Here is an 11081-nt window from a genome sequence, read left to right as displayed (position 1 = left end):
CGGGTGGGTCGTTTTTTTTTTTTAATACAGCCTGGGGATTCGCGGGGGGGTTCGGGGCGGGGGGGGACCTGCCCCCCGCCCCCGGCCCCGGCACACCGACGGCCTCGGCGCGTTCCAGCGCGACCCGCGAAATGTCGACGGCGGTGACCTGCCAGCCCCGGCCTGCCAGCCAGCGCGCGTCACCACCCTCGCCACAGCCGACATCGAGCGCCTGTCCCGGCGGCAGGCCCGCGACCTCGGTGACCAGCACCGCGTTCGGCTCGCCGCTGAACAGTAGATCGCGGCTGCCGTACCGCTCGTCCCAGAACTGTGCGTCCATGATGGTTCGTCTCCTGACTGCCGAGGCCGGTGTCCGAACCGGCCGTCTCCAACCTGCCTCCGCCGCTACGGTTTCGACAAAGTCCTTTGCCGAATCGGCAAATCCGTGGTCTACCAGTTGGTCACAAATATTGAACTCATCGGTTTTTCCAGCTAGCCTCACCGGCATGCTGGGATTCGCGCTGCCGCAATTCGGAAAGTCCGCCTACGATGACATCGCCCGCTTCGCATCGACAGCCGAGCGGCTGGGCGCGGGCAGCCTGTGGGTCGGCGATCGGCTCCTCGCCCCGACGCATCCGGTCCGGGGGTACGCCGGCACGGACAGCATCCCGGCGGAGTTCCGCACCGTCCTGGACCCGCTCGTCGCGCTGACGGTCGCGGCGACGGCGACCACGACCGCGCGGCTGGGCAGCAATGTGCTTGTCGCGCCGTGGTATCCGCCCGTCGCCCTGGCCAGGCAATTGACCAGCATCGATGTGGTCAGCGGCGGCCGGTTGCTGCCCGGGTTCGGCATCGGCTGGTCGCCGGAGGAATTCGAGGCGGCGGGTGTGCCGCTGCGCGAACGCGGCGCCCGGCTCGATGAACTCCTCGACGTCCTAGCCGCGATGTGGACCACGAATCCGGTCGAGCACCGCGGTCGGCACTGGACCGTCCCACCGTCGTGGGTGGATCTGAAACCGGCGCAGCGCCCGCACCCGCCGGTCTATCTGGGAGCGTTCACCCCGCCGGGCCTGACCCGGGTCGGGCGGCGCGCCGACGGCTGGCTCGCGGTGGTGCAGGTGCCGGGCCGCACGCACCGCGCCGACGAACTCGAGCAACAGCGCGCGGTGATCGACGAAGCCGCCCGCACCGCCGGGCGCGACCCGCGGGCCATCCACACGTTCGTGCGCGTCAATGTCGCCGCGGGCAGCCGGATCGAGCAGGTCGCCGAGACGCTGCGGTTGCTCACCGACAACGGTTACGAGGACACCTTCGTCGATCTGATGTTCGCCGTCTCCGGCATCGATGAACATCTGGAGTGGGCGGACCGGCTGCTCAATCCCTGACCTCGCGCAGGTCAGCCGCCTTTTGCCGCGATGTGCTGTGCCGCGGGCGAGCGATACGGGAGCATGGACGTGTGGTGCGCTGAGCGCCGCGGTGTTCTCTGACCGTGTCCGCGATCCACTTCCGCTACGCAGGAGGACCGAGATCCATGGCGACTTTTCGGAACTACCGACGTCCCGCCCTGATGGCGACCACCTTCGCGACGATGGGACTGGCCGTGGCGGCGACCGCCGCGCCCGCTTTGGCGGCCAACACCATCGACCTCACCGGCGTCGGCCCGGCAAATATCGGCGTCGACTACAACTGCGAGGCCGCGGCCGGCGTGACCGCCATTCGCGCGATGGTCGGCGACCCGAACGCGGACAGCCCCTCGGCCTCCGGCGCCCAGGACCAGGTGACCTGCGACGGCACTCAGCAGACCGCCGTCATCGTGCTGGCCGGGGCGAACGGCGAACAGGCGCCGCTGTCGGCCGGGCAGACGGTCCAGGTGCGAGTCGCGCTGGTGGACGCCAACGACATCGTCGTCACCGGACAGGCGAAGGTGGTCTCGCTGCGGTGATCCCGTTCAGCGGGTGGTGTACGCCCCGCCGTTGAGATGGATCGTCTGCCCGGTGAGGTGGCGGGCCTGCGGCGAGGCCAGGAACTCGACCAGCCCGGCCACCTCCTCGGGCCGCCCCGGCCGCTTGTCGTGCGTGGCCGCGACGAGCTGGGAGAGTCGTTCGTCGGTGAGACGGCCCTGAAAGAAATCGGTGTCCTCGATGTATCCGGGGGACACCGCGTTCACCGTCACCCCGGCCGGGCCGAGCTGCGCCGACAGGCCCGCCGACCAGGCGGCCAGGGCAGCCTTGGCCGCGCCGTAGGAACTCGCGACGTACTCGGCGCCGATCGACCCGATATTGATCACCGACCCGCCCGAGCGCAGCCGATCCCGCAGGGCCGTGGTGGTGAGGACCGCGCTGAGCAGGTTCGCGGACAGGTTGTCGCGCCAGCGCCGCGCGGTCGCCGCCAGCGACTCCGGTTCGGGGCCCGCGAAATCGGCATTGCCCCCGGCCATGTTCACCAGCACATCCACATCCGGCCCGACCTGCGCGGCGAAGCTCTCGACGCTCACCGGATCCGTTGCGTCGCATTGGATTCCGAGCGCACCCAGCTCGTCGGCGGTCCGCCGCACGCGGTCGGAGCGCCCGGTGATCACCACCTCCTCCCCCAGCTCGGTGAAGCGCCGCGCGACCGCTCGCCCGAGCCCGCGGCTGCCGCCGGTCACCACGATCGTTCTCGCCATCGGTTCCCTTCCGTCGGATATATTTAGCGCTAAACATACACCGCTCGGGAGAATCGGGACAATACGAATGACACTCGACACAGTGCCGACGGCGGCACAGATCGCCGCGGCCTGGGAACGCGAATTGCCCGGCGCGCGAACCCGATCCATCGAGATCATCACCCCGCTGTGGGGTGTGGCGAAGCTGCTCGCCGACGAGCGGCAGCGCACTCTGCAGCGGCTCGGCATCGACGAGTCGACTCTCGATCTGCTCAGCACCCTGCGCCGGGCGGGCCCGCCGTATCAACTCACCACCCGGCAGATCACCGGCCGCAGTCTGGTCACCGCCGGGGCCATCTCACAGCGCCTGGCGCGCGCCGAGGCCGCGGGACTGATCACGCGCGCACCGACCACCTCGTCCCGGCGCGGCATCCTGGTCACGCTGACCGATGAGGGGCACGAGGTGATCGGGCGCGTGGTGCGCGAATTGCTGGACTACGAAACAACTCTCACCGATCGGCTCACCGGTGCTCAGCAGGCCGCACTCACCGACGCCCTGCGCTGCCTCGCCGCGGCCGTGCGGCCCGGACACGAGTTGTAAACCGCCGCAGGCTGCCTCGCCGCGGCCGTGCGGCCAGACCACGAGTTGTAAACCGCCGCAACGGATTACCTCGCGTCTAAGCGTTCTGCGCGGAGTCGAATTCCGGCAGCCATCGGACCGGCGCGGTCTCGCGGATGTGGATCAGCACATCGAAAGCGCCGTGCAGGGAGGACAATCGCAGCCGGGCGTCGGCATCCTTGGCGGGGTCGTAGACGCCACTGATCACCCGGGCCTGCGCCGGTCCCTGCCGCCACTGTTCGGCCGCGGCCGGGACCTCGCCGCGCAGATCGACGTAGAACGCGGGCAGGTCGACCGCCGCCAGGGTCGCGTCGATCAGGTCGGGCGCGGGCACTGGCGCGGTGGCGACGCCGAGGTCGCCGTGGTGGAATCCGACGGCCACCGACGCGTACCGCGAGCCGAAGTGCCGCCGCAGATGCGCGCCCGCACCGATGAAGGTGTCGGTATCCGCCCCGCCGACCTCGATCGCCAGTCCGGCCGTGTGCGCGAGGCCGTCCCAGTAGACGATGCGCGCGCCCGTCGCGTCGTGCCGGTCGATGATGGTCTGCGCCGACGGTCGTTCGTCGCGGCCGAACCCGCCGAGTCCGGCGACGCTGTTCTCGTGGAAGGTGACGATGCGACGGACCCGCTCGATTGCCTCCGCGTGCTCGGCCCCGGCCTCGCCGCCCGGCGACAGCGACTCCAGCAGCGCCAGCGCGTCGCGGGCGTGCTCGGCGAACGGGCGGCCCGGGTGGATGCCCTGGTGCCGCTGGACGTGCTCGTCGATGCGGTGCGCGGTGCGGATGACCGACAGGTGCGCCTCGAGTTCCGCGACCCGCTCCGGCGCGATCCGCCGGACGTGCTCGAGCGCGACATCGTAATCGGCGGGCTGCGCCGTGACCGGCTCGACGCCGAACACGCGTACCCGATCGTCCGGGTGGGTCCGATTGAACTCCCGGATCCATTCCAGCGTCGCCACCGTTTCGGCGGTGCGCCAGGGCCGCCACGCCTGCGCGAGCACCGAGCGCGCGTCCCCGGCGCCGGTCGCGACATACGCGTCGATGCGCTCGCCCGACGGCACGGAATCCTGGATCGCGAGGGCCCGGAACCCGTGCTCGGTCACCAACCGGCGAAACAGGCGGTCCCGCACGCCGTAGGTCTGCCGGGAGAACCGAGTCGACTCCCCGATCCCCACGACTGTCGCCGTCGCCAGGCTGTCGGCCAGAGCGTCCAGGTCGGCGCCCGTGTCGGTGGAGTCGGTGCCGAGCACGGGGCGCGCGGCCGCGCGCAGCCACTCGTGCGGTGCCGTGTCGGTGATCGTGGTGGTCATGCGGTCCTCCCGGATCCTCGGTGTGCCGAACGCCTTCAGCCTCACTCCTCAACAATGGTTGAGGTCAAGGCGTGCGGCACGGTGATCCGGGTCGCACCTTCGAGCGAGCGCTACTCGCTGCGCCGCCGGTAACGCGTGCGGGCGCGGTCGTGGGCGGCACGGAGCAGTTCCCGGATCGGCTCCCGGGTGCGCGGCCCGGGATCGACCACGGCCAACCAGCCCGCACCGCCGTAGACAGGATGGGCCAGCACGGTGTCACCGATACCGGAATCGCCACCGCGACTTGCGCTTTCGCGCGGCGGGTAGCCGGTCCACGCGGTGAAGGCGTCCTTACCTGCGCTGATGTTCACGCGGAAGGCGCCGGGCCGATCCAACCGGGAACCGCGATCGTCGGGGTAGTCCTTGGTCACGATGGTCGCGAACGGCTGGGTCGCGGTCGGCACCCGGCCGTCGGGCGCGTAGTAGAAGAACACGTCGCCCCAGGCGATCTCGGGAGTGCCGTCGCCGGGGCCCGGCCGCAGCACCAGCACTCCGCCGAGCGATTCGATGAACTCGATGATCTCGTCGATACTCACGCATTCCAGCGTTACATTGAAGTGCTTCTGGAGACTCCGGGCCGAATTACCGAGGTGATCGAGTGAGAAGTCGCAACTCGCCGAATCTGCGGACGGTCGATGTCGCCCGCCGCACCGGCTACTCCGTGCAGCAGATCCGCAATCTGGAGCGCCTCGGCGTACTGCCTCCGGCGGCGCGCACCGACAGCGGTTACCGGATCTACGACGAATCCCATGTGCACGCGGCACGCGCCTATCGAGCGCTGGCGGCGGGCGCGGGACCGGTCGAGGCCAAGGAGATCGTGCGCGCCGCCCATCGACGCCCGGTCACCGGCATGCTCGCGCTGCTGGACTCCGCACATGCCCGCCTGGACCGCGAGCGCCGCGATCTCGCACTGGCCGCCGCGGCCGTCCGCGCCATCGCCGAGGAGCCACTCGCGGACACCCGGCCCTCGGACGCGATGACCATCTCCGAACTGGCCGGCGCGCTCGGCGTGCGCTCCTCGACACTGCGGCACTGGGAGTCCGTGGGACTCGTTGCGCCCGGCCGATATTCGACCCGCGCCCGCAGATACACGCCCGACGACGTGCGGGACGCGCGCCTCGTGCACCAACTCCGCCTCGCCGGATACCGCATCCCCGCACTCCGCGACCTCTTGCCGCAACTGCGGAACGCGTTCCGGTGCAACGATGTTCACGCTGCTCTGGCCGCCAGAGAGGCAAGCATCGACACGCGCTCCCGCGCCCTGCTCGACGGCTCGGCCGCACTCGCCCGCCTACTCGACTCCTGAGCCGCAGCGCCCCCGCCAGGGATGGGCTCGTTCCACCCAACCGAAACTCCTGAACCGCAGCACCCGCCGCCAGACGATGCACTCCCTCACCCGGACCGCCACGGTCGACGATGTCCTACACCTCGCCAACGGCATAGCCGCGGCCACCGAATCCCTCCCCGGCCCAGCCCAGCGCGCCGAAGCTTTGGTCGACCTCATAGCCCACGGCCTATTGCCGTCGAATACGTAACCCACCCAGCAAGTTCGCTCTACCGGCAAACGAAACCCGGTCTGACACAAGCCAGCTCAGCCCAACACCAGCCTGATGCAAGTAAACCGAGCCGCAGCAAGCAGACCGGTCCGGCGCAACCGAACCAGGTGACGCAAACCAATCCGCCCCACACAACCGAATCCAGCCCACCGCAAACCAACATGCCCCGCATAACCGAACTTGGCCCGCCGCAAGCAATCTGCCCGACACAACGGAACCCGGCCCGACACAACCAACCTGCCCGGCACAACGGAGCCCGGCCCGGACGAACCGAGCCGGGCCTGGCGCCGGGTCAGCGGGCCGGACGCCGGGTCAGCGGGCCGGGCATCGGGTCAGCGGGCCGGACATCGGGTCAGCGAGATGGGCATCGGGTCAGCGAGATGGGGGCAGCATGAGGACTGGGTCGTACACGGTGACCAGGACGATGATGTCGCCGTAGGGTGCCGTGCCGCGGGCCAGGCGATGGGCCATGCGGGCCAAGGGAATCTGCCAGCGGTATTTGGCGTCCAGCTCCGACTGGACGAAGGGGACCAAAGTGCCGCCGGTCACCACCTGGGCGCGTCCCTGCAGTTGATGCGATCCGAGGACGGGACTGCCACGCCAATCACCGGGCTGCACGACGACCCGGCCGTCGCGCGCCAATTGCTCGGCCTCGGGTGCGTAGGAGGAGGTGCGGAATGCGAGCTGGTTGTGCCCGATCGGTACCACCAGCCGCGGTGTCGTCACCAGTTGCTGCGGGCCTGCCACCCGCGTCACCAAGACCGTCTTCGCCTGCTGCCAGATGTTCCGCGGACCCGGCCCACCGGCCGTCGGCTGCGGAACGGCGCCGGGATCCGGCTGGGCGACCTGCCGGGCGGTCGGAACATCGACCAGGGTTCCTGTCATTACATTCGATCCTTTCCGGTGCCGGTATCACCGGCCGGGTCTCGGGCACCACGACCCGGCCACCGCGTCTGCCGCAGGGTGATCGTTTGCCGGAACGCCGCTATTACAGACCGTCCAGTTGGTCTAACCGGCGAACGCGGGACCATACGGGTCCGCCACAGATTCGTCGCCGATGTCGAAGCCGCCCCGACACTGCCCGAGCGTCGTCGGCCGGCTACCTCCGATAGTCCACGCACCTCGACGACCCGGCAACAACGCTGATCAAAGGGGCGTCCGAAGCGGCTCAGGATTTCGGTGCACGGGCGAACCGGAGGGTCACGAGCTGGAAAGGCCGCAGCCGCAATCGGACCCCGGCACCCTCCGCCACCGCGACGGCAGCCTCGGGCAGCGGTCGCTCCAGCAAATCGCAGAGCCGGAATCCGGCGGCCTCGAAACCCGGTGTCACCACTGTCGAAGCGCGGCCGCCGGGCGCCTCGTAGACGCGCAGCACGACGTCGCCGCTGCCGTCGTCGGCGAGTTTGACGGCGCTGGTCACCACCGCGTCGTCGGCAACGGTGAACAAGGGTGCGACGGGTTCGGCGAGACCGCCCGCCCGCCACGGCAGGTTCACGCGATAGCCCGCCCGCACCGCATCGCCGATCGAGGCGCCCGGCAGCAGTACGTGCCGGAACCGGTGGTCGCCGTGGTCGGTCTCCGGGTCGGGGAAGCGCGGCGCGCGCAACAGGGAGACCCGAAGTGTCGTCGTGGTGCCACCCTCGGCGCGGACCGTGCGGTTGACATCGTGGCCGTAGGTGGAGTCGGTGGCCACCGCCACGCCCCAGCCCGGCTCGGCGAGGTGAACGAAGCGGTGGTTGCACGCCTCGAACTGCGCGTACTCCCAGCTGGTATTGGTGTGCGTGGGCCGGTAGAAGTGGCCGAACTGAGTCTCCGAGGCGTACCGGTCGGCGCGAATGTCCAGCGGGAAGGCCAGTTTGAGGAACTTCTCGGTCTCGTGCCACTGGACCCGCGTATCGAGGACCAGGGCCCGCTCGCCGGAGTGCAGCGTCACCGCCTGCTCGACCCTGGACGCGCCGAACGAGCGGCCGACCCGCACCTGTGCCGAGGCCGGCGTATCCACTTCGGCCACAACAAAATCCACATCGGTGAGGTCGGTGACCCGGTTGCGATAGAAGCGGTCGACGTCCCACGCGTCCCACGCGTTCGGCAGGTCCGGATGCAGCTGGAGCAGGTTGGCGGCCGCGCCCGGAGGCAGTGTCTCGCGCCGATTCTCGAGGTCGTAGACCGATACGACGAGGCCGCGTTCGTCCACTTCGGCTCGCAGCAGCCCGTTGTCGAGAACGAATCCCCCGCCCGGACGCTCGGCCGGTACGCAGGGAACGCCTTGGTCAGCGGGGGCCGCCGCCCCACCGGCCGGGACCGATCGCCACTCGTGCGGCGTCGCATTGCAGAGGTTGGGACCGGGCCGTCCGCCGCCGAGCGCCGACTGTGCGTGCTCGATGACGGCCGTCAGATCCGCGGCGACCTCCGCGTACGTTCGCTCGGCCTCGCGATGCACCCAGGCGATCGACGAGCCGGGCAGGATGTCGTGAAACTGGTGCAGCAGCACCGTTTTCCAGAGCCGATCGAGTTCGGCGTACGGGTACGCGAAGCCTTCGCGCACGGCCGCGGTGGCCGCCCACAGCTCGGCCTCCCGCAACAGGTGCTCGCTGCGCCGATTGCCCTGCTTCGTCCTCGCCTGACTGGTCAGTGTGCCGCGGTGTAGTTCCAGGTACAGCTCGCCGACCCACACCGGCGGGTCCCGGTACTCGGCCTCGGCGCGGGCGAAGAAGCCTGCGGGCTTGTCCCACCGCACTTTCGGCGAGCCTTCCAGGTCGCGCAGCCGGGCGGCCTTCGCGATCATCTCCCGCGTCGTCCCGCCGCCGCCGTCGCCCCAGCCCGTCGGCGCCAGCGACATCGAAGCGCGGCCCTTGTCCCTGAAATTCCTTGCCGCGTGCGCGATCTCGCTGCCCTGCAGCGCGCAGTTGTAGGTGTCGACCGGCGGGAAATGGGTGAAGATCCGGGTGCCGTCGATACCCTCCCAGAGGAAGGTGTGGTGTGGGAACCGATTGACCTGGCTCCACGAGATCTTCTGCGTCAGTAGCCATTTCGAACCCGCCGCCTTGATGATCTGCGGCAGCCCGGCGGCGAAGCCGAAGGTATCGGGCAGCCAGGCCTCCTCGTTCTCGATCCCGAACTCGTCCAGGAAGAACCGCTTGCCGTGCACGAACTGCCGCGCCATCGCCTCCGAACCCGGCATGTTCGTATCGGACTCGACCCACATGCCGCCGGTCGGCACGAAGCGTCCCTCCGCGACGGCCGTCACGATCCGCTCGTAGACCTCCGGACGGGTGCGCTTGACGAAGTCGTATTGCGCGGCTTGCGACATGGCGAAGACGAATTCGGGCTCGGCGGAGAGCAGCGCCGTCATATTGGCGGTGGTGCGCGCCACCTTCCGGGCCGTCTCGCGCAGCGGCCACAGCCACGCCGTGTCGATGTGCGCGTGGCCGACCGCGATCACGGTGTGCGCGGACGGTGTCGCGGGCGCGGTGAGCGCCTCGGCCAGACAGGCGCGGGCCGCCGCCGCGGTGTCGCCGACCCGCAGCGGGTCCACGGCATCCAGAGCCCGGTCGATCGCGCGGACGAGATCGTAGCGGCGGGCGGAATCCTCGGGCAGTTCGTGCATCAGCTCGCCGAGCACTTCCAGATCCTGCACCAGGTTCCAGACCTCGTCGTCGAAGACCGCGAGATCCATCCGGCCCAGGCGATACCGGGGTTCGACGCCGGCGGTGGCCTTGTCGCCGAGCGGGGTCGGGCCGAAGAACGAGATGATCGGGTTCGAGGCCGCCTCGACATGCAGCAACACCTGCTCGCCGCCGACCGCCGGGGCCGCCACGCGCACCCACCGGCTGCGCGGATGCAGACCCTTCACCGGCGACCCGTCCGGGCGATAGACCAGGCCCTCACACTGAAAGCCCGTCATGGTCTCGTCGAAGCCCAGATCGATGACGGCCTCGACGGTCCGGCCCGACCACGCGGTGGGTACCGTCCCCTCGACCGTGAGCCAGCTCGTGCCCCACGGCGCGCCCCATCGATCCCCGGTTTCGACGGGTGTCCGGGGCGCGGCCAAGCCCTCGGCCACCGGCACCGGCTCGTCCGGCGCGACCCAGATCGAGGCCCGCAGCGGCACCGATTCGGGGTAGATCGCGGGGACTATCCGTTCCGTGAGGACCCGCCCGAGGCGATCCTCGACCAACCGGCGGTCATCGTGCATGGCGGTCGCCCCCTTCGGGCCACGGACGTCATCGGCGGGCCCTACCCATTCTCCATAGCGACCGGCGACGCCGCCTTTTCAGCCGCCCGTGGCTTCCCGCCCGGTCGACTGGCGGATCCCGTTACGCCGCGCGCCGTTCTCGTGAGCGAATTCGCCCGGCGCGTGCGTCGTCTCGGCCCCGCCCCGCTGCTCGCGGGCGTTCCGCCGCGCCGCGATCAGGTGCGGAACCGTTCCGAGTCCCGCCCCGAGCAGTGCGCAGGAGACCACGCCGACGACGAACGTCGGCACGCCGAGCGAGGATGCGGCGGGTGTCAGGAGTCCGAGGCCGAGCGCGAACACCAGCACAGCAACGGACGGTAGGACGAACAGGGCGATGAGTCGCTTGCTCATGAGATATCCCCCTTGCAGGACAAAGAGAATCGGCACGACCCGATAGCGGCCCGGGTGAGCGTCTCCCCCCGATGGAGACCGTCGCGCAAGATCATACTGACCGGCCGGACTGGCAGAGCGCCAGTAGCGCGAGCAACTTTCGGGCAGATTAGGGACCAAAGTCCCTAAGGAGCCCGAGCGCCCAGAATCAACATCGAACGCGGTTCCGGTTGTGGTTCAGGTGCGGCGCAGGCCCGCGACGAGGAGTTCGACCATGCGGCGGGCGTCGTAGCGCGGGTCGGCGCCGGCGCCGCTGCACCAGATGCCGACGGGGCGCCGCAGGTCGGAGGCCGCCCAGTCGGGGCGGATCA

The 11081-nt window shown here is 69.9% G+C and carries 11 protein-coding genes; 4 read left to right on the top strand and 7 right to left on the bottom strand.

Annotation, left to right across the window (positions count from 1 at the left end):
• On the bottom strand, positions 1-319 hold a 319-nt coding region (locus tag QH470_RS05680), incomplete at its 3' end, for a class I SAM-dependent methyltransferase (protein WP_280271198.1).
• A 166-nt stretch (positions 320-485) separates the two neighbouring features.
• Between QH470_RS05680 and QH470_RS05675 the strand changes: the two genes are divergently transcribed.
• Both QH470_RS05675 and QH470_RS05670 read left to right on the top strand, forming a co-directional pair.
• Positions 486-1364 carry a TIGR03619 family F420-dependent LLM class oxidoreductase gene (locus tag QH470_RS05675; RefSeq protein WP_280271197.1) on the top strand — a complete coding sequence of 293 codons (879 nt, stop codon included), beginning with the start codon at positions 486-488 and terminating at the stop codon, positions 1362-1364.
• Between the two features lie 146 nt (positions 1365-1510).
• Positions 1511-1921 carry a hypothetical protein gene (locus QH470_RS05670; protein ID WP_280271196.1) on the top strand — a complete coding sequence of 137 codons (411 nt, stop codon included), beginning with the start codon at positions 1511-1513 and terminating at the stop codon, positions 1919-1921.
• A 6-nt stretch (positions 1922-1927) separates the two neighbouring features.
• On the opposite strand, the gene QH470_RS05665 is transcribed toward QH470_RS05670, so the two are convergent.
• Positions 1928-2644 (bottom strand): SDR family NAD(P)-dependent oxidoreductase, encoded by a 717-nt coding sequence (locus tag QH470_RS05665; protein ID WP_280271195.1) that lies wholly within the window; start codon positions 2642-2644, stop codon positions 1928-1930.
• 67 nt (positions 2645-2711) lie between these two features.
• On the opposite strand from QH470_RS05665, the gene QH470_RS05660 reads away from it, so the two are divergent.
• Entirely contained in the window at positions 2712-3224 is a 513-nt protein-coding gene (locus QH470_RS05660; protein ID WP_280271194.1) for a MarR family winged helix-turn-helix transcriptional regulator, read from the top strand.
• Positions 3225-3300: 76 nt separating this feature from the next.
• On the opposite strand, the gene QH470_RS05655 is transcribed toward QH470_RS05660, so the two are convergent.
• Together QH470_RS05655 and QH470_RS05650 are read right to left on the bottom strand one after the other, a co-directional pair.
• Entirely contained in the window at positions 3301-4551 is a 1251-nt protein-coding gene (locus tag QH470_RS05655; protein WP_280271193.1) for an erythromycin esterase family protein, read from the bottom strand.
• A 110-nt stretch (positions 4552-4661) separates the two neighbouring features.
• Positions 4662-5126 (bottom strand): DUF6194 family protein, encoded by a 465-nt coding sequence (locus QH470_RS05650; protein WP_280271192.1) that lies wholly within the window; start codon positions 5124-5126, stop codon positions 4662-4664.
• 62 nt (positions 5127-5188) lie between these two features.
• Here QH470_RS05650 and QH470_RS05645 point away from each other — a divergent pair, with 62 nt between their 5' ends.
• Entirely contained in the window at positions 5189-5896 is a 708-nt protein-coding gene (locus tag QH470_RS05645; protein WP_280271191.1) for a MerR family transcriptional regulator, read from the top strand.
• 622 nt (positions 5897-6518) lie between these two features.
• Here QH470_RS05645 and QH470_RS05640 read toward each other — a convergent pair.
• The 3 genes from QH470_RS05640 to QH470_RS05630 all read right to left on the bottom strand — a co-directional run bounded on the left by QH470_RS05640 (position 6519) and on the right by QH470_RS05630 (position 10731).
• Positions 6519-7031: a hypothetical protein gene (locus QH470_RS05640; RefSeq protein ID WP_280271190.1), complete on the bottom strand. Its 513-nt coding sequence runs from the start codon at positions 7029-7031 to the stop codon at positions 6519-6521.
• A 283-nt stretch (positions 7032-7314) separates the two neighbouring features.
• Positions 7315-10341 (bottom strand): alpha-mannosidase, encoded by a 3027-nt coding sequence (locus tag QH470_RS05635; protein ID WP_280271189.1) that lies wholly within the window; start codon positions 10339-10341, stop codon positions 7315-7317.
• Positions 10342-10419: 78 nt separating this feature from the next.
• Positions 10420-10731: a hypothetical protein gene (locus tag QH470_RS05630; RefSeq protein ID WP_280271188.1), complete on the bottom strand. Its 312-nt coding sequence runs from the start codon at positions 10729-10731 to the stop codon at positions 10420-10422.
• Between the last annotated feature and the right edge of the window lie 350 nt (positions 10732-11081).

The organism is Nocardia wallacei (assembly GCF_029868745.1).
GTDB classification, from domain to species: Bacteria; Actinomycetota; Actinomycetes; order Mycobacteriales; family Mycobacteriaceae; genus Nocardia; species Nocardia wallacei_B.
This window is presented reverse-complemented; position numbering and strand designations above follow the sequence as displayed.

Coding starts and splice junctions, on each gene's coding strand:
- QH470_RS05675 (WP_280271197.1), top strand. CDS start 486: ATGCTGGGATTCGCGCTGCCGCAATTCGGAAAGTCCGCCTACGATGAC.
- QH470_RS05670 (WP_280271196.1), top strand. CDS start 1,511: ATGGCGACTTTTCGGAACTACCGACGTCCCGCCCTGATGGCGACCACC.
- QH470_RS05665 (WP_280271195.1), bottom strand. CDS start 2,644: ATGGCGAGAACGATCGTGGTGACCGGCGGCAGCCGCGGGCTCGGGCGA.
- QH470_RS05660 (WP_280271194.1), top strand. CDS start 2,712: ATGACACTCGACACAGTGCCGACGGCGGCACAGATCGCCGCGGCCTGG.
- QH470_RS05655 (WP_280271193.1), bottom strand. CDS start 4,551: ATGACCACCACGATCACCGACACGGCACCGCACGAGTGGCTGCGCGCG.
- QH470_RS05640 (WP_280271190.1), bottom strand. CDS start 7,031: ATGACAGGAACCCTGGTCGATGTTCCGACCGCCCGGCAGGTCGCCCAG.
- QH470_RS05635 (WP_280271189.1), bottom strand. CDS start 10,341: ATGCACGATGACCGCCGGTTGGTCGAGGATCGCCTCGGGCGGGTCCTC.
- QH470_RS05630 (WP_280271188.1), bottom strand. CDS start 10,731: ATGAGCAAGCGACTCATCGCCCTGTTCGTCCTACCGTCCGTTGCTGTG.